20 protein-coding genes, 1 pseudogene and 1 riboswitch are annotated in these 21,467 nt (G+C 75.9%); of the genes and pseudogenes, 3 read left to right on the top strand and 18 right to left on the bottom strand.

The window, feature by feature from the left end; genetic code table 11:
- Window positions 1-55: 55 nt before the first annotated feature.
- The 17 genes and pseudogenes from D5H75_RS34970 to D5H75_RS35045 all read right to left on the bottom strand — a co-directional run.
- Window positions 56-976: a sirohydrochlorin chelatase gene (locus D5H75_RS34970; protein WP_119930880.1), complete on the bottom strand. Its 921-nt coding sequence runs from the start codon at window positions 974-976 to the stop codon at window positions 56-58.
- Window positions 973-1,587 (bottom strand): precorrin-8X methylmutase, encoded by a 615-nt coding sequence (locus tag D5H75_RS34975; RefSeq protein ID WP_242454691.1) that lies wholly within the window; start codon window positions 1,585-1,587, stop codon window positions 973-975. Before D5H75_RS34975 ends, D5H75_RS34970 begins: the two co-directional genes overlap by 4 nt.
- Window positions 1,584-1,778 carry a 4Fe-4S binding protein gene (locus tag D5H75_RS34980; protein ID WP_119930881.1) on the bottom strand — a complete coding sequence of 65 codons (195 nt, stop codon included), beginning with the start codon at window positions 1,776-1,778 and terminating at the stop codon, window positions 1,584-1,586. Before D5H75_RS34980 ends, D5H75_RS34975 begins: the two co-directional genes overlap by 4 nt.
- Window positions 1,769-3,499, bottom strand: coding sequence for a precorrin-3B C(17)-methyltransferase (gene cobJ / locus D5H75_RS34985; protein ID WP_119930882.1), 1,731 nt, complete (start codon window positions 3,497-3,499; stop codon window positions 1,769-1,771). Before cobJ ends, D5H75_RS34980 begins: the two co-directional genes overlap by 10 nt.
- Window positions 3,496-4,734, bottom strand: a complete 1,239-nt coding sequence (gene cbiE, locus D5H75_RS34990) for a precorrin-6y C5,15-methyltransferase (decarboxylating) subunit CbiE (RefSeq protein ID WP_119930932.1) — start codon at window positions 4,732-4,734, stop codon at window positions 3,496-3,498. The genes cobJ and cbiE overlap by 4 nt, the downstream gene beginning before the upstream one ends.
- Complete coding sequence (locus D5H75_RS34995) at window positions 4,734-5,930, bottom strand: cobalt-precorrin-5B (C(1))-methyltransferase (RefSeq protein ID WP_242454692.1); 1,197 nt, start codon at window positions 5,928-5,930, stop codon at window positions 4,734-4,736. The genes cbiE and D5H75_RS34995 overlap by 1 nt, the downstream gene beginning before the upstream one ends.
- Window positions 5,927-6,757: a precorrin-4 C(11)-methyltransferase gene (gene cobM, locus D5H75_RS35000; RefSeq protein ID WP_202638800.1), complete on the bottom strand. Its 831-nt coding sequence runs from the start codon at window positions 6,755-6,757 to the stop codon at window positions 5,927-5,929. Before cobM ends, D5H75_RS34995 begins: the two co-directional genes overlap by 4 nt.
- On the bottom strand, window positions 6,754-7,482 hold the full coding sequence (gene cobI / locus D5H75_RS35005; protein WP_119930883.1) for a precorrin-2 C(20)-methyltransferase: 729 nt from the start codon (window positions 7,480-7,482) through the stop codon (window positions 6,754-6,756). The genes cobM and cobI overlap by 4 nt, the downstream gene beginning before the upstream one ends.
- Window positions 7,479-8,057: a GNAT family N-acetyltransferase gene (locus tag D5H75_RS35010; RefSeq protein WP_119930884.1), complete on the bottom strand. Its 579-nt coding sequence runs from the start codon at window positions 8,055-8,057 to the stop codon at window positions 7,479-7,481. The genes cobI and D5H75_RS35010 overlap by 4 nt, the downstream gene beginning before the upstream one ends.
- Window positions 8,054-8,200, bottom strand: a complete 147-nt coding sequence (locus tag D5H75_RS42245) for a hypothetical protein (RefSeq protein WP_202638801.1) — start codon at window positions 8,198-8,200, stop codon at window positions 8,054-8,056. The genes D5H75_RS35010 and D5H75_RS42245 overlap by 4 nt, the downstream gene beginning before the upstream one ends.
- Complete coding sequence (locus D5H75_RS35015) at window positions 8,197-9,546, bottom strand: cobyrinic acid a,c-diamide synthase CobB (RefSeq protein WP_119930934.1); 1,350 nt, start codon at window positions 9,544-9,546, stop codon at window positions 8,197-8,199. Before D5H75_RS35015 ends, D5H75_RS42245 begins: the two co-directional genes overlap by 4 nt.
- On the bottom strand, window positions 9,543-10,145 hold the full coding sequence (cobO, locus tag D5H75_RS35020) for a cob(I)yrinic acid a,c-diamide adenosyltransferase (RefSeq protein ID WP_119930885.1): 603 nt from the start codon (window positions 10,143-10,145) through the stop codon (window positions 9,543-9,545). The genes D5H75_RS35015 and cobO overlap by 4 nt, the downstream gene beginning before the upstream one ends.
- A 54-nt stretch (window positions 10,146-10,199) precedes the next feature.
- On the bottom strand, window positions 10,200-12,383 hold the full coding sequence (locus tag D5H75_RS35025; RefSeq protein WP_242454693.1) for a putative cobaltochelatase: 2,184 nt from the start codon (window positions 12,381-12,383) through the stop codon (window positions 10,200-10,202).
- 59 nt (window positions 12,384-12,442) lie between these two features.
- Window positions 12,443-12,564: riboswitch (cobalamin riboswitch) on the bottom strand.
- 110 nt (window positions 12,565-12,674) lie between these two features.
- Window positions 12,675-13,520, bottom strand: a complete 846-nt coding sequence (locus D5H75_RS35030) for a GNAT family N-acetyltransferase (RefSeq protein WP_119930887.1) — start codon at window positions 13,518-13,520, stop codon at window positions 12,675-12,677.
- 147 nt (window positions 13,521-13,667) lie between these two features.
- On the bottom strand, window positions 13,668-14,282 hold the full coding sequence (locus D5H75_RS35035) for a LutC/YkgG family protein (protein WP_119930888.1): 615 nt from the start codon (window positions 14,280-14,282) through the stop codon (window positions 13,668-13,670).
- Entirely contained in the window at window positions 14,279-15,673 is a 1,395-nt protein-coding gene (locus tag D5H75_RS35040) for a lactate utilization protein B (RefSeq protein ID WP_119930935.1), read from the bottom strand. Before D5H75_RS35040 ends, D5H75_RS35035 begins: the two co-directional genes overlap by 4 nt.
- 194 nt (window positions 15,674-15,867) lie before the next feature.
- Window positions 15,868-16,584 (bottom strand): annotated as a pseudogene (locus D5H75_RS35045) ((Fe-S)-binding protein); the annotation flags it as partial.
- Between the two features lie 147 nt (window positions 16,585-16,731).
- On the opposite strand from D5H75_RS35045, the gene D5H75_RS35050 reads away from it, so the two are divergent.
- Together D5H75_RS35050 and D5H75_RS35055 are read left to right on the top strand one after the other, a co-directional pair.
- Window positions 16,732-17,457, top strand: a complete 726-nt coding sequence (locus D5H75_RS35050; RefSeq protein ID WP_119930890.1) for a FadR/GntR family transcriptional regulator — start codon at window positions 16,732-16,734, stop codon at window positions 17,455-17,457.
- 1,013 nt (window positions 17,458-18,470) lie between these two features.
- The gene (locus D5H75_RS35055) at window positions 18,471-19,490 is read left to right on the top strand and encodes an LLM class F420-dependent oxidoreductase (protein WP_119930891.1); all 1,020 of its coding nucleotides are present in this window, start codon (window positions 18,471-18,473) and stop codon (window positions 19,488-19,490) included.
- 14 nt (window positions 19,491-19,504) lie between these two features.
- On the opposite strand, the gene D5H75_RS35060 is transcribed toward D5H75_RS35055, so the two are convergent.
- Window positions 19,505-20,020, bottom strand: a complete 516-nt coding sequence (locus D5H75_RS35060) for a DUF6461 domain-containing protein (RefSeq protein ID WP_119930892.1) — start codon at window positions 20,018-20,020, stop codon at window positions 19,505-19,507.
- A gap of 303 nt (window positions 20,021-20,323) precedes the next feature.
- Between D5H75_RS35060 and D5H75_RS35065 the strand changes: the two genes are divergently transcribed.
- Complete coding sequence (locus D5H75_RS35065) at window positions 20,324-21,433, top strand: winged helix DNA-binding domain-containing protein (RefSeq protein ID WP_242454694.1); 1,110 nt, start codon at window positions 20,324-20,326, stop codon at window positions 21,431-21,433.
- The last annotated feature ends 34 nt before the right edge of the window (window positions 21,434-21,467 follow it).

Consider the following 21,467-nt stretch of genomic DNA (forward strand, 5'->3'; position numbering starts at 1 on the left):
TTCGTCAGGGGCGTACGGCGGGCCGGCCGCGGCGGGCCCGCCGTACACGCGGTCCTCAGCGGGCATGGGCGGCCTCGTGGCCGTGCCCATGCCCATGCCCATGACCGTGCCCGTGACCGTGGGACGGGTCGTCGGGGTGGTGGTGGGGCGTCTGGGGCAGGCCGACGCGGGACTCGAAGCCGGGGAGCGCGATCCGGTAGACGCAGGTGTCGCAGTTCATCCGGATGTCCCCGGCCCGGGCCTCCTCGTAACGTTCGAGGACGACCCCGGCCAGGCCGTCGCAGTCCCCGATCACCCCGGCGGTCCGCACGTCCAGCGCCGGGTTCTCCGCGGCGTACGCCCGGGCCTGGGCGGCGACCCGGTCCGGGAGCACCCCGGGGAACAGGAAGAACGGCAGCACGACCACCCGTGAGGCGCCCAGGCGGCGGCAGCGCTCGACGCCCTCGGCCACCCCGGGCGGGGCCAGGGAGACGAACGCCGTCTCCACGCCCAGGTAGTCCCGGGCGTGGGTCTCCCACAGCAGCCGCGACACCTTGCAGACCTCGGCGTTCGCGTCGGGGTCGGTCGAGCCGCGCCCCACCAGCAGGACGGCCGTCTCCCCCCGCTCCGCCTCCGGCACGCCCGCCTCCGACAGCCGCTCGGCGAGCAGCGCGAGCACGCCCGGGTGCGGGCCGAGCGGCCGTCCGTAGGCGTACGACAGGGTGGGGTGCCGCTCCCTCTCCCGCGCGAGCGCGCCGGGGATGTCGCCCTTGGCGTGGCCGGCCGCGACCAGCACCAGCGGCACCGCGACGAGGTGGCGGCGCCCCCGGGAGACGAGCCCGGCGACGGCGTCGCGCAGCGGGGGCGGCGACAACTCGATGAACCCGCCCTCCACCTCCGGGAGCCTCGTCCGGAGCCGGCGCACGAAGCGCCCGAACTCGGCGACCCCGGCGTCGTCCTGCGTCCCGTGCCCGATGAGCAGCAGCGGGGGGTTCATGCGTCCTCCTCGGCGTAGAGCAGGGCGTTCAGGGCCGCCGCGGCGACCGCCGACCCGCCCTTCTCGCTGATGTTGCTGACGGCGGGCAGCCCCGACGCGCGCAGCGCCGCCTTCGACTCGGCGGCCCCCACGAATCCCACGGGGAGGCCGATGACCAGGGCGGGCGCGACGCCGTACTCGATGACCTCGAACAACGCGGTCGGCGCGCACCCCACGACCCACACCGCGCCAGGTCCCGCGTCGCCGTACGCCACCCGGACGGCGGCGGCCGAGCGCGTCAGCCCGGTCTCCTTCGCCAGCGCGGCGGCGCGCGGATCGGCGATCGCGCAGGTCACCGCGCGCGAGGTGATCCCGGCGGCGACCATGGCCACGTCCGCGACCATCGGCGCGCCCTCCCGCAGCGCGCGCACGGCCCGCGCGAGCGCCTCCTCGTCGCACACCAGGTCGGCCGCGTAGTCCAGGTCCGCGCTGGCGTGGACGACCCGCTCGGTCACGGCCCGGGTGTACGGCGGCAGCGCGGTCAGGTCGATCCGGGAACGCAGGATCTCGTACGACTCCCGCTCGATGGGGTGCACGGCGCGTCTCGCGGGGCGGTTCACGGGCGCGCTCACGGGGCGGCCTCCACTTCGGTGATCGCGTCCACCGGACAGACCTCGATGCACTCGCCGCAGCCGGTGCACCGGGCGGCGAGCACGGTCAGCGGGTCGCCGTGCGGGCGGATCGCGTGCTCGGGGCAGGTCAGCAGGCAGGCGCCGCAGCCGGCGCAGCGGCGGGTGACGCGGACGGGGGCGGTCAGGCCCATCGGTACCCCCTCGGCGTCACGAACCGGTCCCCGGCCCGGCGGCTCCGGCTCGACCCCACGAGGACCACGGTGAACATGTCGGCCACGGCCGGGTCGAACTCCTCGATCGTGCTCACGCCGGACGTCTCGCCGGGCCTGGAGGCGTCGCGCACCCAGCCCACGGGGGTCGCGGGCGGCCGGTGCGCGGCGAGGATCTCCAGCGCGCGGGCGAGCTGCCAGTCGCGGGCGCGGCTGCGCGGGTTGTAGAAGCACACGGTGAAGTCCCCCTCGGCCGCCGCGCGGACCCGCCGCTCGATGACCTCCCACGGGGTGTGCAGGTCGGAGAGGGAGATGTAGGCGTGGTCGTGGCCCAGCGGCGCGCCGAGGACGCTCGCGGCGGCCGTCGCGGCGGTGATCCCGGGGACGCCCGCCACGTCGATCCCGGCCGCCTCCGGCAGGTCGAGCGCCGGGCTGGCCATGGCGTACACGCCCGCGTCCCCCGAGCCGATCAGCGCGACGGCGTTCCCCGCGCGGGCCCGGTCCACGGCGGTCCTGGCGCGCTCCTCCTCGTGGCCGAGGCCGCTCTCCAGCACCGTCGTCCCCGGCCGGAGCAGGTCGCGCACCTGGTCCACGTACTGGTCCAGGCCCACGACCACCGAGGCCCGGCGCAGCTCCGCGACGGCGCGGGGGGTCAGCAGGTCGCGCGCGCCCGGTCCGAGCCCGATGATGGACAGCCGGCCGCGCGGGCGCAGGCGGGCGACGGCGGCCGTGGCGTTGACGGACTTGCGCTTCTCGGCGACGAGCTCGGCCGCCGCGCCGTACACCCGTCCCGCCTGGAGGGCCGCCGCCTCGGCGACGCTCGGGGTGCCCACCTCGGCGCGCACCACCTCGGAGGGGTTCGGCACGTCGTGCCCGGCCAGCACCTCCACGGGGTAGGTGACCACCTCCCAGCCCCGCTCGCGGGCGGCGGCCAGGATCCCCTCCTCGTCGGCCTTGAGGTCGGCCGTGGCCACGCACCGCACCGCCAGCGGCGACAGCCCGGCCGCGCGCAGGGTCTCGTCGATCAGCGCCCCGACCTCCCCGGCGGCCACGCCCCGCGCCGACCCGACGCCCACGACGAGCGACGGCGGGCGGTACCGGAGCACGGCCCCGGCGGAGGCCGCCTCCGGGCCGGCGAGGTCGCTGACGACGATCGCGGGCCCGGGGCCGCCGGGCGCGAGCCGCGCGGCCCGGACGACGTTCGGGGGGAGCGGCGGCAGCGGCCAGGAGTCCGCGCCGATCAGGGCGACGGGCTCGCCGGACAGCACGGCCGCGCCGACGCGGGCGAGGGCATCGGGGTTCTCGAGGCGGAAGCCGAGGTCGGCGCCGTAGGAGCCGAGGGGGGTCTGCCCCGCGGCGTCGGTCGCCGTGGTGACCACGGGCTCGCAGCCGAGGACGGACGCCACGCGCTCCGCCAGCTCGTTCGCGCCGTGGTGGCCCCCGAGGACGGCGACCGCGTAGCGGCGGGCCTCGTCCACGCAGACCACCGGCGGGTCCTCGCGCTTGCCCGCCAGCAGCGGGGCGAGCACGCGCACGGTCGCGCCGACCGCGAGGAGGCTCACCACCGCGTCGCACTCGCGGAACGCCGTGGCCAGCGCGTCGCGCGCGCCGCCGGCCACGATCCGGGCCTCGCCCGGCCAGGCCGCCGCCAGCGCCTCGGCCGCCCGCCTGCCCGCGGCCGTCGCGGCCACCAGGCCGATCATCCGTTCTCCTCCGCGCTCGGCGCGCCGCCCTCCGGCGCGCGCTCTCCCCACACCACGAACACCGGGTTGGCCGCCACGAGCCGCACCGACCCGTTCGGCAGCCCGGCCAGGCGCGACGCCTGGAGCTGCGTCCCCTCCACCGCGTATCCGGCCCCGGCCAGCAGCGCCCGCAGCGGGGCGACCCGGTCCAGCGAGGCCAGCGCCGCCACGACCCGCCGCGGCCCGTGCCGTACGGCGGCCGCGGCCACCTCCTCTCCGCCGCCGCCCAGGAACACCGCGTCCGGGGCCGGGGCGCCGTCCAGGGCCGCCGGGGCGGGCCCGGGAACCACCTCGACGTGGACGCCGTGCCGTACGGCGTTCGCGCGGATCCGGGCGCACTGGCCCGCGTCCCGCTCGAAGGCGATCACGCGCGCGCCGAAGCGGGCGCACTCGACCGCGACCGAGCCGCTGCCCGCCCCCACGTCCCACACGACCGTCCCCGGGCGGGGGCCGAGCCGCGCGAGCACCACCGCGCGCACCTCCGCCTTGGTGATCATGGAGTCGCGGTGCTCGAACGCGTCCTCGCCCAGCGCCCACCCGTCCGGCGCGCCCTGGTGCCCGGCCAGCCACCCGGCCCGCTCTCCTGCGGCGCGCGCCGGGTCGTACGCGATCAGCACGTTGGGCTGCGCGAACTCCCCCGCTGACAGGGCCGGGGACCGGCCGGCGCGCGGGGAGAGGCGGACGACGCGCTCGTCCGGGGCGCCGAGGCGTTCGGCCACCACCACCTCGCGGCCCGCGGCCAGGAGGTCGGGGGCGAAGCGCTCGGGGCCGGAGCCGGGGGCCGTCAGGACGGCGACCTTGGGGTGCGCCAGGGCGGCGGCGAGGACGGGCCCGGCCGCGCGGCCGTGGGCCGACAGGACGAGGGCGTCGTCCCAGGGCAGGCCGGCCGCGGCGAACGCCAGCGCGACCGAGGAGACGGCGGGGATCACCCGGGGGCGCAGGCCGCGCTCGCGCAGGGCCCGCACGACGCCGAAGAGGCCGGGGTCGCCGGACGCGAGCACGACGACGTCCCCGGTCGCGGCCGCGACCTCGTCCAGGGCGCGGCCGAGGTTCCGCAGCTCGACGCGGCGTGCGCCCCCCGGCACCGGCACGGAGTCCAGGTGGCGCGGCGCGCCGACGACGCACGACGCGGCGGCCAGGGCGGCCAGGGCGCGCGGGGGCAGGGGGCCGCCGTCACGGCCCACGACGGTGATCATCACCACGCCCCGGCGGCGGCGACGCGGCGCCCGCCGGTGAAGTCGACCATGGCCACGCGCACGGCCAGGCGGTGCCCGGAGAAGCGCGCCAGGACGCCGGCCACACGGCGGCACAGCTCGTCCCCCGCGGGCTCCAGCAGGCCGGCGGCCTCCCACAGCTCGTAGGCGTGCCGGGCGGTGTTGGCGGCGTCCACCTCGGCGGCCAGCTCCTCCGTCCCGCCGACCGCGCGGGTGATCTCGCCGAGGAGCGCGGTGGAGACCTTCGAGCGCGTGTAGTGGGTCATGAGGACGCCGGCGGCGAGCTTGGTGAGCTTGCCCGCCATGCCGACGAAGACGACCTCGCGCAGCCCGTGCTCGACGGCCCGCCGCACGGCCGCGCCGGTGAAGTCGCCGACCTCGACGAAGCACACCTCCGGCAGGTGCGGGAGCAGGCCCATCGCGCCCTTCTCGGTGCGCCCGCCCGTGCACAGGACCAGCGTGTCCTCGCCCTGGGCGGCCATGACCGAGACCGCCTGCTCGACGCTCGCGCGCCAGCTCGCCGTGGAGAACGGCCGCACGATCCCGGTCGTGCCGAGGATGGAGATCCCGCCGAGGATGCCCAGGCGGGCGTTGGTGGTCTTGCGCGCCATCCGCTCCCCGCCGGGAACGCTGATGACCACGCGGACGCCGCGGCCCCGGCCGTCCAGGGCCTCCTCGACCGCCTGCGTGATCATCCTGCGGGGGACCGGGTTGATCGCCGGGCCGCCCAGCTCCAGGCCGAGGCCGGGCTTGGTCACCACGCCCACGCCGACGCCGCCGTCCAGCTCCACGCCGGGCTCGTCGCGCCAGCTCACGGTGGCCGTCAGGTGCGCCCCGTGGGTCACGTCGGGGTCGTCGCCCGCGTCCTTGACCACCACGGCCTCGGCCCGCGGCCCGTCCCGCAGCGCGCACCGCTCCACGGCGAACGTCACCCGGCGGCCCGACGGCAGCGCCACCTCCACCCAGTCGCGCGCCCGGCGCTCCACCAGGGCCAGGGTGGCCGCCTTGGCCGCCGCGCTCGCGCACGTCCCGGTCGTCCACCCGGTGCGCAGGGCCTTCGGGCGCGTCTTCATCGTGCGCGGCATGTCGGGTTCCCGCAGCTCCGGCCCGGCCGCCGCCTCCGGGGGCACGGCCGGCGCGGGCCGGTCGCCGCCCGCCCCGCCGTACGGCTCGGTCACCGGGAGGCCCGCAGCTCGCGGCGGGCCGTCCGGTCGGCCCTGCGATAGCCGTGGAAGTGGCCCGGGTGGTACAGGTGGGAGCGCGTGCCGTGGGCGCCGAGCGCCGGGCCGACCAGGACCAGCGTGTGCTTCCACAGCTTGTTCGCCCTGACGGTCTCCGCCAGCTCGTCCAGCCGGCAGCGCAGCACGAGCTCGTCCGGCCAGGTGGCCCGGTAGGCGACCACGCACGGCGTCTCCGGGGCGTACCCTCCCTCCAGCAGTTCCTCCTGGAGCCGCCCCGACCGCGCCGCCGACAGGAACAGCGCCATCGTGGTGCCGTGGGCCGCGAAGGCGCGCACGGACTCGCGCTCGGGCATCGGGGTCTTGCCCCCGCCGAGCCGGGTGAGGATGACGGACTGCGCCACCTCGGGGATCGTCAGCTCCCGCCCGGCGATCGCCGCGACGGCGCTGAAACTGGACACGCCGGGGACGATCTCCGTCTCCAGCCCCAGCTCCTCGGCGCGGTCGAGCTGCTCCTGCACCGCGCCCCACAGCGAGGGGTCGCCGGAGTGGATCCGCACGACGCGCAGGCCCTCGCGGGCCGCGCGCTCGTAGTACGGCAGCACGCCCTCCATCGGCACGAGCGCGCTGTCCACGATCTCCGCGTCCGCGCGGGCGTGCTCCAGCACGTCCGGGTGCACCAGGCTCGCCGCCCAGATGATCACGTCGGCCGCGCCGATCGCGGCGGCGGCGCGCAGGGTCAGCAGGTCGGCGGCCCCCGGCCCCGCGCCGACGAAGGTGACCTTGCCGTTCGGAGTGGCGTCCGGGCCGCTCACAGTGGCGTTCACAGTCTGGCTCCTCTGCTCCCGCGCCGTCCCGGCACGATCAGGGTGGACAGGTAGGGGGCGGGCTCGCCGCCCAGCTCGCGCGCCGGGCGCACGTCCTCGTCCGGCAGGCCCAGGCGCGAGCCGTACACCGCCTCGTCGATCCGCCCGGAGGCCTTCAGCGCGGCGGTGACCTCGGCGGCCACCGAGCCGAACTTGTAGGCCACGACGGTGTGGTCCGAGGCCAGCGCCTCGGCGAAGCGCTCCACCCCGCCGGTCACCGGCATGAGCGTCAGCGGCTCCGAACCCTCGGCGAGCACGGTCCCCGAGCGGGCGGCCAGGTCCTGCATCGCGGTGATCCCGGGCACGGTCGCGATCTCCACGCCCGGCACGAGCCCGGTCACCGTCTGGGCCAGGTAGCTGAAGGTGGAGTACAGGTTCGGGTCGCCGATCGTGGCGAACGCCACCGTCGCCGCGCCCCCGGCGAAGCACGCGGCGACCTCGCGCCCCGCGGCGTCCCAGGAGGCCGTACGGCGGGCCGTCAGCCCGCCCCGGTCGTTGAGCGCGAACACCACGCGCCGCACCCGGTCGTGGGTGACGTGCGCGCGGACGGTCGCCTCGGCCCGGCCGGGCTCGTCCAGGGCCATCACCGGGACGAGCACGACGTCGGCCGTCTCCAGCACCCGCACCGCGCGGACCGTCACCAGCTCGGGGTCCCCGGGGCCCATGCCCACGCCGACCAGCCTCACGTCAGCTCCCCGGGCAGCAGGCCGAAGAGCACCATGTCCGCGACGCCGCCCGGCACCAGCCCGGCCCGCCGCAGCAGGCCCTCCCGGGTGAACCCGCAGCGCCGGGCCACCGCCTGCGAGGCGGCGTTGCCGGCGGCGGCCTGGAGCACCACCCGCTCCATCCCGCCGCTGAAGGCGTACGAGCACACCGCGCGCACGGCCTCGGTGACGTACCCCCGCCCCCGGCAGCGCGCGGCCAGCCAGTAGCCGACCTCCACGGTCGGCACGTTCCCCGGCCCTCCGGTCGCGGTCAGCCCGATCGCCCCGGCCAGCCGCCCGTCCTCGTCCGGCACGATCGCGAAGGTGATCTGCTCCCCCGGCCTGTCGTGCGCCAGGCGCTCGCAGAACTCCCTCGCGCTCTCGGGGGTGTAGCCCTCGGCCCAGGCCATCCAGCGCGCGATCTCGGCGTCGCCGCGCACCGCGTCGTACACGTCGCCCGCGTCGGACGCCTCGAACGGCCGCAGTGAGAGCCGCCCCGTGGTCAGCACCGTGCCGGGGGTGAACACCCGCACCGTCCCCTGGTCCCGCACGCTCACGCCGCGTCACCCGCCGGCCGCACGAAGACGACCACGTCGGCACGGCGGGGGCCGTCCTCCCCGGCCTCCCCGGTGTGCCCGGTGGGCCCGGGGCCCGGTCCGGGGGCCCGCTGGACCATCTGCTCGCTCACCTGCGCGGTCATCCGCACGCCTCCACGAATCGCTCGGCCATATGGGGGCTCCCACCCCAGTGCAGATGCAGGTAGGACGCAACCACATTGCCCCGGACGAACCCCTCCTTGCCGTCGCGGCTCCACTGCCACGCGGCGGTCTCCCCGTGGCCGGGCCGTACGGCGGTGCGGTGGAACTCGTGGCCCCGGTACCGCTCCCCCGCGCGCGCCAGCACCGAGTCCGACACGGCGACGGCCTCCCGGTAGCCCAGCGTGAGCCGCGGGGTCATCTGCGCCCCGGCGTCCACGACCCCGCACATCGGCGCCCCGTCCAGCTCGCGCGACAGGTACAGCAGCCCCGCGCACTCGGCGGCGATCGGGGCGCCGCCCGCCGCCAGCCTCGCCACGGCCCCGCGCAGGGGCGCGTTCGCCGACAGCTCCGGGGCGTACACCTCGGGGAACCCACCGCCCACGATCAGCCCGCGCGTGCCCTCGGGCAGCGCCTCGTCGCGCAGCGGGTCGAACGCCGCCACCTCCGCCCCGGCCGCCGCCAGCAGTTCGGCCTGCTCGGCGTACCCGAACGTGAACGCGGGCCCGCCGGCCACGGCCACCACGGGCCGCCCCTTCCGCGGGCCCTGGTCCGCGCCGCCGGCCAGGGCCGCCGGCGCGGACCACGGGCCGGCGGCGAGCGGCGCGGCCGTGCGCGCCAGCCGTACCAGCTCGTCCAGGTCGCAGGACGCGGCGACGAGCGCGGCCAGGCCCTCGACGGCGCGGACGGCCTCGGCGTGGCGCTCGGCGGCCGGGACCAGGCCCAGGTGGCGCGAGGGGGTGGCGAGGGCGTCGGCGCGGCGGATCGCGCCCAGGACGGGGACGCCCGTGTCCTCCAGGGCCTGGCGGCAGACCTCCTCGTGGCGGTCCGAGCCGAGCCGGTTGAGGACGACGCCGCCGAGGCGCACCGACGGGTCGAAGGAGCGGAAGCCGTTCACCAGCGCCGCCACCGACCGGCCCTGCCCGCGCGCGTCCACCACGAGGACCACGGGCGCGCCGAGCAGCGCCGCGACGTGCGCGGTCGAGGCGAACCCGGTCTCGTCCCGCCCGTCGAACAGGCCCATCACGCCCTCGACGACGGCGATGTCGGCGCCGCGCGCCCCGTGCAGGAACAGCGGCGCGACCAGGTCCTCGCCGGCGAGCCAGGGGTCGAGGTTGCGGCCGGGGCGGCCGGTCACGAGCGCGTGGTAGCCGGGGTCGATGTAGTCGGGCCCGACCTTGTGCGGCGAGACGCGCATGCCCCGCCGGGAGAGCGCCGCCATCAGGCCCGTCGCCACCGTGGTCTTGCCGGACCCGGACGACGGGGCGGCGACCACGAGACGGGGAGTCACCACTCGATGCCCTTCTGGCCCTTCTGCCCCGCGTCCATGGGGTGCTTGACCTTGCCCATCTCGGTCACCAGGTCGGCGATCTCCACCAGCCTGGGGTCCGCGTCCCGCCCGGTGATCACCACGTGCTGGTTGCCCGGGCGGTTCGCGAGCGTCTCGGCCACGTCGTCCACGTCCACCCAGCCCCACTTGATCGGATAGGTGAACTCGTCCAGGACGTACAGCCGGTACGTCTCGGCGGCGAGGTCCCGTTTGATCTGCGCCCAGCCCTCGCGGGCGTCCTCGGCGTGGTCCTCCTCCGTGCCCGGCCGCTGGATCCAGGACCAGCCCTCGCCCATCTTGTGCCAGGCGACCGGCCCGCCCTCGCCCGACTCGCCGAGCACCCGCAGGGCCCGTTCCTCGCCGATGCGCCACTTGGCCGACTTCACGAACTGGAACACCCCGATCGGCCACCCCTGGTTCCACGCGCGCAGGGCCAGCCCGAACGCCGCCGTGGACTTCCCCTTCCCCGGCCCGGTGTGCACGATCACCAGCGGCCTGTTCCGCCGCTGCCGCGTCGTCAGCCCGTCCTCCGGCACCACCGCCGGCCGTCCCTTAGGCATCCCGATCCCGCCCCTCGCCCGTCCAACCGTCCGTCCGCCCGCTCCGCCGGGGGGTCATGCCGCTCTCCGCGCGTCGCGGACCACGCCCGCCAGGCCGTCCGCGGCCTGCTCGGCCAGGCGCACGACCGGGGCGTTCAGGTGTACGGCCAGCGCGGCCGCCAGGCCGAGGCGCACCGGGCCGGACTCGCAGTCCACGACGACGCAGGCGGTCCCGGTCGCGGCGAGGACGGCGGCGGCGCGGTGGGCCTCCTCGACGGCGCGGGGGCCGGAGGTGGCGCGGCCGTCGGTGACGACGATCAGCAGCGGACGCCGGGACGGGTCGCGCAGGCGCTCGACGCGCAGCACCTCGGCGGCGCGCAGCAGCCCCGCGGCGAGCGGGGTGCGGCCGCCGGTGGGCAGGGCCCGCAGCCGGGCCGCCCCGGCCTCGACCGAGGAGGTCGGGGGCAGCGCCAGCTCCGCGCCGGAACCCCGGAACGTGATCAGGCCGACCTTGTCGCGGCGCTGGTAGGCGTCCAGGAGCAGGCCGAGGACCGCCCCCTTGACCGCGCCCATCCGCTGCCGCGCCGCCATCGAGCCGCTGGCGTCCACGGCGAACAGCACGAGGTTGCCCTCGCGCCCCTCGCGCACCGCCTCCCGCAGGTCCTCGCGGCGGATCACCAGCCCGGCCCCGGAGCGCCCGCGCCCGCGCTGGTGCGGCGCGGCGGTGCGGAGGGTGGCGGTCAGGTGCAGGTCGGCGACCCTCCCCCGGGGGGCCCGGTCGCCCGCGAGCCTGCCGTGCGGCGACCGCGCGCGGGACCTGCGGCCGGGCGCGCCGGAGCCCAGGCCGGGGACGGTGAGCAGCCGCGGCCTGACGGGGGCCTCCGCCCCGGCGACCGTCTCCCCGCCGCCTCGCGGGCCGCCCCCGCCCTGAGCCCCCCGGCCGGGCCGCGTCTCGTCGTCCCGCGAGCCGTCCTGGCCCGCGCCATCCGGGCCCGCGCCGTCCGGGCCCGCGCCGTCCGGGTTCGAGTCGTCCGGGTTCGAGTCGTCCGGGTTCGAGTCGTCCGGGTTCGAGTCGTCCGGGTTCGCGCCGTCCACCGGATCTTGGGGAGGGCCGGAGTCAGGGCGGTCGTCGCGCGGCCCGCCGCCGGGGCCCGGCCCGCCGCCGGAGCCGCCGGAGCCGCCCGGACCGTCCGGGTCGTGCGGGTCCTCGGGGTCCTCCGGGTCGTCGGGGCCCAGGCTCTCCAGCAGGTCGTCCAGCCGGGACTCGTCCAGGCCGGGCGCGTCGAACGGGTCACGGCGGCGGCGGTGCGGCAGCGCCAGCCGGGCCGCCTCGCGCACGTCGTCGGCCGTCACCTCGGCGCGCCCGTGCCAGGCCGCGTGCGCGATCGCGGCGCGCGCGGTCACCAGGTCCGCGCGCAGGCCGTCCACCTCGAACCCCGCGCACACGGCGGCGATCCGCTCCAGCTCACGGTCCGGTAGCGTCACGCGCGCCACCCGCTCCCGCGCCGCGGCGATGCGCCGCGCCAGCTCGGCGTCGTGCTCCGCCCACCGCGCCGCGAACCCCGCCGGGTCGGCCTCGAACGCCAGCCCGCGCCGCACCACCTCGGCGCGCTCACGCGGCTCCCGCGAGGCGGCCACCTCCACGGTCAGCCCGAACCGGTCCAGGAGCTGCGGCCGCAGCTCCCCCTCCTCCGGGTTCATGGTCCCGACCAGCAGGAAGCGGGCGGCGTGGCGCACCGAGACGCCCTCGCGCTCGACGTAGGAGACCCCGAGCGCGGCGGCGTCCAGCAGCAGGTCCACCAGGTGGTCGTGGAGCAGGTTGACCTCGTCCACGTACAGCACGCCGCGGTGCGCCGCCGCGAGCAGGCCCGGCTCGAACGCCTTGACCCCCTCGGTCAGCGCCCGCTCGATGTCCAGCGACCCGGCGAGCCGGTCCTCCGACGCCCCGACCGGCAGCTCCACCAGCCGGGCCGGGCGCGAGCCGTACGGCGCGGCGGGGTCGTGCGGGCCGTCGGGGCAGCCGGGGTCGGGGGCGAGCGGGTCGCAGGAGAACCGGCAGCCCTCGACCACGGGCAGGTCCGGCAGCAGCGCCGCGAGGGCGCGCACGATCGTGGACTTGGCGGTGCCCTTCTCCCCGCGCACGAGGACCCCGCCGACGCCCGGCGAGACGGCGTTGAGGATGAGGGCGAGCTTGAGGTCGGACAGCCCGACGACGGCGCTGAAGGGGTAGTTCGGGGCATTACGCAAAACGGCACGCACCGGCCAGGTGTCCTTTCCCTCGGGTGTCCACGCCCGTGGTCGGTCATACGCGACGGCCGGAGTCTCCTGGCTCCCAGATCACCGCCCGCCCCCGGTCTTCCGGCCGTAGCCGTGACCACCGCTGGGGGCGGACTCCCTGCTCACAGTTGCGGGACAGCCCCGGATTCGCACCGGGTTCCTCCGCGTCCGTCAGCCCCCAAGCATGACATACGCGGGGAAGTCGTCCCACCCCTCGCTTCCGGCGGCGGGAGGACGCGCCCTCCCGCCCGCGTGTCACCGGGCCCGCGGCGGTCAGAGGGCCAGCATGACCGGGGTGAAGACGCGTTCGCGCCGGCCGGGCAGGGGGCCGCCGCGCACCATGTGGACGTTGGTGAAGGCGACGCCGAGCCCGCGCTCCGCCGCCAGCCCGTCCAACTCGGGGTGGGAGACCTCCAGCCGGACCGGCCCCGACACGCGGGAGGCCACGTCGTCGATCAGCGCGGCGGCGGTCGCGACGTCCTCCGCGACCACCGGCCCGATGATCGTCGAGTCGGTGTTGCGCCAGGCGGCGGCGTAGGAGCGGCCGTCCTCTGCGATCCGGACCTGGGTGGCGAAGGGGAAGTACCGGGTGAGCAGGCGGATCCGCGCGGCCCCGTGCGCCGCCTCGTCCAGCGCGATGATCCGGGGCAGGTCCGCCTCGCTCGCGGGGCGGCTGACCGGCGCGTTCCCCGGCGCGCGGTAGTCGCCCGTGTAGACGGTCACCTGGTGCGTCGTCACGAAGCCGAGCCGTTCGTACAGCGGCCGCCCGAACTCGGTGGCGTGCAAGGCGAGGACCGCGCCGTCCGCCACGTCGATCAGGTGCGTCATCATCCGCCCGCCCAGCCCACGCCGCTCGTGGCGGGAGTCGACCAGGACCATGCTGATCGCGCCGAGCCGGTCGCCGTAGCGCGTGAGCGTGGCGGTCGCGATCAGCTCCCCGTCCTCGGCGCGCAGCCCGTAGATCTCGCCCACCTCGGCGAGCAGCCCCCACTTGCGCTCCTCGGGCCCCCACCGCCGGTCGGCGGCGAGCCGCATGAGCTCCGGGATCGCCTCGGGCCCGAGCCGCTGGATCAACCCGCCGCCCGGGGCGCTGGACACGACGTCGCGGAAAGCAGTCATGGGCGTCCACCCTGCCCGATCCGCCTTTCCGGGGCCAACCCGGTTTCCCCCCGCCGCACGTGCCCGGCCACGTCCCCGTGTACGGCGGCGCCGGGCGCCCCGCCGTACCACGGGGTGCCCGGCCGGCGGGCGGCGGTCCGGCGGCGGCTAGAGGGCGATCACGACCTCCAGGGTGCGGGGGCCGTGGACGCCCTCGACGCGGTTCAGCTCGATGTCGCTGGTCGCGGACGGGCCGCTGATCCACGTGAGGGGGGCCAGGGGGTCCAGTCGCTCCAGGGCGGCCGGGACCCCGTCCACGATCTGGCCGGCCGTCACCACGCACAGGTGGTAGTCCGGGACGAGCGTGAGCGCGCGCCGCCCCTGGCCGGGCCCGGCGTCCAGGACGATCGTGCCGGTGGCCGCGATCGCGACCGCGCACCCGGTGATCACGCCGTCCAGGCCGTCGAGGGCGGCCGGGGTGAGCGGGGGCTCGTCCGCGACGCGCTCGGCCTCCGTCCCGGCCAGCCACTCCTCCGGCAGGCCGGCGGGCACCGCGAGACGCCGCGCGCCCCGGGCGGCGAGGGCCGCGGCGACGGCGTCGGCGACCCCGTCCGCGGGCACGGCGCGGACCGCCGCGCGGTAGTCGCGGACGCGTTCGGCGAACAGGTCCGCCAGGTCCGCGCCGGACGCGCCGCCCCTGGCGTACGCCCTCGGGATCTCGGTCTCGGGGGCGCCGGCGACGGCCGCGCGGATGCGGGACAGGATCAGGTCGCGGGAGCTCACGGCTTGGCACCTCCGGACGTGCGCGTCCACCAGTCGCGGAAGGACTCCTCGGGGATCGGGGGAAGGTCGCGGGTGTCGGTCCAGGCCGCGCCCGGGCCGGGCAGCCGGCCGGGCACGAACCGGCGCAGCCTGCCCGCGAGGCGCTGCGCCCGCGCCAGCCGTACCTCCCTGGAGAAGAGCCAGCGGGCGGCGCGCATCCCGGCCCGCTCGGCGCGGTGCCCCCCGGCGCGCACGGCCTTGGCCCGCAGGTCCACCAGGACCGACGGGATGTCGATGGCCACCGGGCAGACGTCGTAGCAGGCGCCGCACAGCGTCGAGGCGTACGGCAGGCTGTTGTCGAGCGGCGAGTCCAGGCCGCGGAGCTGCGGGGTGAGGATCGCCCCGATCGGCCCGGGGTAGACCGAGCCGTACGCGTGGCCGCCCGCCCGCTCGTAGACGGGGCACACGTTGAGGCAGGCCGAGCAGCGGATGCAGCGCAGCGCCTGGCGGCCGACCTCGTCGGCGAGGACCGAGGTGCGGCCGTTGTCGAGCAGCACCAGGTGGAACTCCCGCGGCCCGTCGCCGGGGGTGACGCCGGTCCAGGTGGAGGTGTAGGGGTTCATCCGCTCCCCGGTCGAGGAGCGCGGCAGCAGTTGCAGGAACACCTCCAGGTCCCGCCACGTGGGCACGACCTTCTCGATGCCGACCACGCTGATCAGGGTCTCGGGGAGCGTCAGGCACATGCGCCCGTTGCCCTCGGACTCCAGCACGACCAGGGTTCCCGTCTCGGCGACCATGAAGTTGGCCCCGGAGACCGCGACCCTGGCGGACAGGAAGCGGTCCCGCAGGTGCAGCCGCGCGGCCTCGGCCAGCGCGCGCGGGTCGTCGGCGAGGTCGCGCGGGGCGTCCGGCATCTCGCGCAGGAAGATCTCGCGGATCTCCGCGCGGTTGCGGTGGATGGCCGGGACCAGGATGTGGGAGGGCCAGTCGTCCCCGAGCTGCACGATCAGCTCGGCGAGGTCGGTCTCGTAGGCGGCGACGCCCTCGGCCGCCAGCGCCTCGTTGAGGCCGATCTCCTGGGTGGCCATGGACTTGACCTTGACCACGGACGTCTCGCCGGTGGCCTTGACCAGCCCGGCGACGATCCGGTTGGCCTCGGCGGCGTCGGCGGCCCAGTGGACGGTGCCGCCCGCCCTCGTGACCGCCTCCTCGAGCTGGAGGAGGTACCGGTCCAGGTTGCGCAGGGTCTCGTCCTTGATCGCCTTGCCCGCGGCGCGCAGCTCGGCCCAGTCGTCCAGCTCCCCGACCACGGCGGCGCGCTTGCCCCGGATCGTGTGGGTGGCCTTGCGCAGGTTGAAGCGCAGCTGCGAGTCCCGTACGGCCGCCGCCGACGCCTCGGGGAACGCCGGCATGCCGAGGAAGGTGCCGCCGCTCACGCCGTCGCCTCCGTCCCCGAGCCCGTCCCCGAGCCCGCCGCCGAGCCTCTCGTCGTGCTCGCCTTCGTGCTCGTCGTCGTGCTCGTCGTCGTGCTCGTCGTCGTGCCCGGCTTCGAGTCCGTCCTCGCGCTCGTCGTCGTGCCCGTCGTCGCGGCGGGGCCCGCGGTCGTCTCGGTGCTCGCGAGGATCTCGGCCAGGTGCATCACGCGGACGCCGGTCCGCTGCCGGCCGAGGGCTCCGCCGATGTGCATCAGGCAGGAGTTGTCGGCGGCGCACAGCACCTCGGCGCCGGTCGAGGAGACGTTGCGCACCTTGTCGGCGCACATCGCGGCGGACACCGCCGGGTTCTTCACGGCGAACGTGCCGCCGAACCCGCAGCACTCCTCGGCCCCGGGCAGCTCGGCCAGCTCCAGCCCGCGCACCGCCCGCAGCAGCGCGAGGGGCTTGTCGCCCAGGCGCAGCCCGCGCAGGGAGTGGCAGGTGGGGTGGTAGGTGACCCGGTGCGGGAAGTAGGCCCCCACGTCCGTCACGCCCAGCACGTCCACCAGGAACTCCGACAGCTCGTGCACCTTCGGGACCAGGGCCGCGATCCGCCCCTCGTCCGGCGTCCCCGCCGCGAGCCTGGGGTACTGCTCGCGCACCATCGCCCCGCAGGACCCCGAGGGCACCACGACCGCGTCGTACCCCTCGAAGGTGTCCGCGAAGCGCCGCATCAGCCGTACACCGTCGTCGCGGTATCCGGTGTTGACGTGCATCTGCCCGCAGCACGTCTGCGCCTGCGGGAACTCCACCTCGTGCCCGAGCCGGCGGAGCAGCCGGACGACCGCCGCCCCCGTCCCGGGGTAGAGCGTGTCGTTGACACAGGTGATGAACAACGCGACCCGCACACCCGCTCCCGTTCCATGTCTGTGGTCAGACCACAGTACGGTTAGACCCGAAGGCGGGGCAAGGCGGGCCGGGACGGCGCTCCGGATCCGGTACGACGTGAGTGCCCGGATCACCGGTCCGGCGCGGCGGAGGCGAGGAGGGTCCGGATGACCACGTGGGAACCGGTGCGGCGGGTGCGGGCGTTCGAGGCCGTGCTCGACCGGATCGAGTCGCGCATCGCGGCGGGCACCCTGAAGGCGGGCGACCGGCTGCCGGGGGAACGCCAGCTCGCCGAGGCCCTGGGCGTCAGCCGCGCCTCCGTCCGCGAGGCGCTCCGCGTCCTGGAGGCCCGCGGCGTCCTCGTCTCCCAGACCGGCAGCGGTCCCGACGCGGGCGCGATCCTCGCGGCCGACCCCGACACGGCGCTGTCCGACGTGCTCCGTCTCCACGTCGGCCTCGACTCGCTCTCCCTGGACGAGGTGATCGGCGCCCGCCTCATGATCGAACGCTGGTCCGCCGCCGAGGCCGCCCGCGCCGCCGGCCCCGAGGCCCTGTCCCGCATGCGCGCCGCCCTCACGGCGATGGACGACGACGGCCTCACCCCGGCCGAGTTCGTCGAGCACGACACCGCGTTCCACGTGGCGGTGACCGAGGCCGCGGGCAACCGCCTCATCGCCCACATGATGCGGGCCCTGCGCGCGTCCGTCCGGCACTACGCCGTCCGCGCCGTTACGGATCTGGGCCCCTGGCCCGCCGCCGCCCAGGGCCTGCGCGCCGACCACGAGGCCATCTACCGGGCCATAGCCGAAGGCGACCCCGAGGCCGCCGCCACCGCCGCCGAATCCCACCTCCGCCGCGTCTACCCCACCACCCCACCCCCGCCCCCCTCCTGACCCACCCGCGAGCGGGTCGGACGTGGACGGATCGGCTCCGGGCCGGCAACGGAAAAGCCCGCCCTGAGAAAGGCGGGCTCATTAGAGGAACAACTCCGGCACGTGATTCCGGGGACCGGCGTCTTGTCACAGGCCACCGACGTCAAGTGCCCCGGACGCAGCCGGACCGCATCAGCCGGCGAAATCGAGACGCCTCTGGAAATCACGCCGCGAGGCGATCATTCCCACTCCGCGTTCCATGCGTTCTGCCCGACCGGCTGGAAGGCGTGGTCCGCCGTGGTCTCCGATTCGCTTTTCACGGGCGGAGGGTCATCCGGAGATAAGCGCCGGGCCGGGACAGGGAAGTGGAATGGCGTCCTGCCCGCCACACTTCCGCGGGAGTGCCGCAGGGGCCCGGCGCGGCGCGTCGGCGTCCCCTGCGGACCTCACACCTCGGAACGGCGTCCGGCCCTTCTCCGGGATCTCAGCAGCAGTACTCGCCACCGGCCGCCGCGGGAGCGGCGGTGGAGGCGATGATGCCCGCGGCGAGACCGGTGGACATGAGAACGGCCAGGACGGCAGCGGCGATTCGACGGCGCATTCAATCTCCTCAAGGATGGAGCGGCATTATCCACGCGAATGCTGCCAATGATCAAAAAGACCGTCAAGGTCCTTTCAATCCCGCGCCAACCGCCCGCCCACAGGCACGCGAACCGCCTCTGGACGGCCGATCGGCGGGACACGGGAGAGCGGCCTGCGGTTTTGCGCGGACGTCGGGGCGACTCCCGTTCCCGCACCGGCTCCGGCGAGGTAAATCGCCTCGCGCGACTTTGCGCTGATCGGCACAATCGCAGGCGCTGATCGTCAAAATTCGAGGTGAATTGACCGGAGGCCCGGGCGGAATCCCTCCCGGTTCACGCGATCCCGCCCGCCGCGCCGGTTCGCGACCGGGGGCGGGGCCGGGGAGGCTCGACCGGGGATAGTAGAACGTGTTCTAATGTGGCGGCCGGGTGGGTCGAGCGCGGGAGGCGGGCGTGGCGGACGATCTCAAGCTGGGGCTGAACCTGGGGTACTGGCAGCGCCACGCCGACGACGCGACCGAGACGGTGCTGGCGGCGGAGCGGCTGGGGTACGACTCGGTGTGGACCGCCGAGGCGTACGGGTCGGACGCGTTCACGCCCCTGGCCTGGTACGGCGCGCGGACGTCGCGGATCAAGCTGGGGACCTCGGTCGCGCAGCTCTCCGCGCGGACCCCGGCGGCGACCGCGATGACGGCGATGACGCTGGACCACCTCACCGGCGGGCGGCTGCTGCTCGGCGTCGGCGCGTCGGGGCCGCAGGTGGTCGAGGGGTGGTACGGCGTCCCGTTCCCCAAGCCGCTGGCGCGGACCCGCGAGTACGTCGAGATCATGAAGCGGATCTGGCGCCGCGAGGAGCCGGTCACCAGCGACGGGGAGCACTATCCGCTGCCGTACCCGGGGGGCGCGGGGCTGGGCAAGCCGCTCAAGCTGATCACGCATCCGCTCCGCCCCGAGATCCCGCTCTACCTCGGCGCCGAGGGCCCCAGGAACGTCGCCCTGGCCGCCGAGATCGCCGACGGCTGGCTCCCGCTGTTCGTCTTCCCCGAGAAGATCGAGCGGATGTACGGCGAGTCGCTGGCCGCGGCGGGCCCGGGCTTCGACATCGCGGCCATGGTCCACGTGATCGTCACCGACGACGTCGCCCAGGCCATCGACATCGTGAAGATGACCCTCACGCTCTACATCGGCGGCATGGGCGCGAAAAGCCGCAACTTCCACGCCGACATCATCGGCCGCATGGGCTACGCCGACGCCGCGGCCAAGATCCAGGAGCTCTACCTCGCCGGCCGCCGTGACGAGGCCTTCCGCGCCATCCCCGACGAACTCGCCGACGGCATCTCCCTGGTGGGCCCCATCGAGCGGATCCGCGAACGCCTCGCCCTCTGGCGCGACAGCCCCGTCACCAGCCTCCTGGCCATGGGCCCCCGCGACGAGCCGACCCTGAGAGCCCTCCGCGACGCCGTCCACGGCTGACCCCTCGCCTCGGCTTAGATGAGGTCGGCCAGGTGGGCGAGGGTCAGGCGTACGCCGGTGACACGTTCGGCGAGTGACAGGGCCTTGAGCAAACCCTCTTCGTCGTACTCGTCCTCCACCACGGGCAGGAGGCCGACCTCCCGCAACTCGGCGTTGAGCGCGTCGGGCCGCTCCCCCGACCGGTCGCCGGGGAAGCCGGGCGCGAACGTGGTGATCAGGCATCCGTCGGCCGCGTAGGTGAAGTCCTCGTCGAGGTTGACGTTGGTATGCACCAGGGCCGCCACAGTGCCCGGTGTCAGCGCCGCCGCTACCTTCTCCTCCTCCTCAAAGCTCCAGTCGAACACGGCGGAACCGCCGTCGGCGGCCACGACCTCCGCCGTCTCCCCGACCGTGATCCCCGCCGCGGCGAGCCGCCGCGTCACCTCCCCGGGCGGAAGCCCGCGCACGAAGAACACGTAGAGGTCCGTCGCCCCCGCCCCGTCCGTGAACGTGTCCAGCAACCAGCGGTAACCGCCGTCCCTGAGTTCCATCGGTGGGCTCCCCTCCGCGTGTCGTCTCGGCGATGCTCTCGGGTGGCCCCGACAGAACGGCTTCGCCGGGGCTCCGCCGCCGGGCGTTCGCCCTGTACGTCATGGACTGCGAGGATTGCCGGTACGGCTGTCGCGCGGGCACGGGTTCACGTCGTACGGCGGGAGCGCGCGCCACCGTGCCGTACGCGACCGGGCGCCGGAACGCCCGGCGCCGGCCGTACGGGATGGCGAGGGCCGTACGGGGCCGCGGGCGGGCGGGGTTCCGCGCGGGGCCGGGAGGCGGAGTGGATGGGAGGCGGGACCGTGGGACGGACGCTGGGGGCACGGGAGCTGAACCGGGCCTCGCTCGCGAGGCAGTTCCTGCTGGAACGGGCCGGGCGGCCGGTGGAGGAGGTGGTCTCGCACCTGGCCGGGCTGCAGGCGCAGACGCCGCACACCTGGTACGTCGGGCTGTGGTCGCGGGTGGCGGGGTTCGACCCGGGGGACGTCGTGGAGGCGATGACCGCGCGGCGGCTGGTGCGGATCGCGGCGATGCGGTCCACGATCCACCTGCTGACCGCCGACGACGCGCTGTTCCTGCGGCCGCTGACCCAGCCCGCGCTGGACCGGGACCTGTCCGGCAACTTCACGCACAAGAAGCCGCTGGCGGGGATGGACCTGGAGGCGCTGGTCGCGGCCGGGCGGGAGATCCTGGAGCGGGAGCCGATGACCAACAAGCGGCTCGGGGAACTGCTCGCCGAGCGCTGGCCGGACCGCAAGCCCGCCTCCCTGGCGTACGCGGTGCGGTGTCTCGCTCCGCTGGTGCAGGTGCCGCCGCGCGGGCTGTGGGGGCGCAGCGGGCCGATCGCGCACACGACGGCCGAGCACTGGCTGGGCCGGCCGCTGGACCCGGCGCCGTCGCCGGAGCGGATGGTGCTGCGTTACCTCGCCGCCTTCGGGCCCGCGTCGGTCATGGACGTGCAGAAGTGGTGCGGACTGACCCGCCTGGGCGAGGTGGTGGACCGCATGCGCGGTGAGCTGGTCACGTTCACCGACGAGACGGGCCGCGAGGTCTTCGACCTGCCCGGCGCCCCGCGCCCGGACCCGGACACCCCGGCGCCGCCGCGCTTCCTGTACGACTACGACAACGTCCTGATCTCCTACGCCGGCCGCACCCGCGTCGTCACGGACCACGTCAAGCGCCAGAACTACGACCCGCACGGCCCGGTCCCCCAGTTCGTCCTGATCGACGGCTTCACCGGCGGCGACTGGCGCATCACCGGCGACAAGGGATCCGCCGTGCTCACGATCCGCCCCTTCGCCCCGCTGACCTCCGCCGACACCGAGGCCCTGACGGAGGAGGGCCTGGCCCTCCTCGCCTTCGCCGAACCCCGCGCCGAGTCCCGCGACGTCCGCGTCACCGCCCCCATCTGACCGCCGCCCCGCCTCCCCGTACGGCTCCCGCCAG

The sequence above is a fragment of the Bailinhaonella thermotolerans genome (genome assembly GCF_003594875.1).
GTDB classification, from domain to species: Bacteria; Actinomycetota; Actinomycetes; order Streptosporangiales; family Streptosporangiaceae; genus Bailinhaonella; species Bailinhaonella thermotolerans.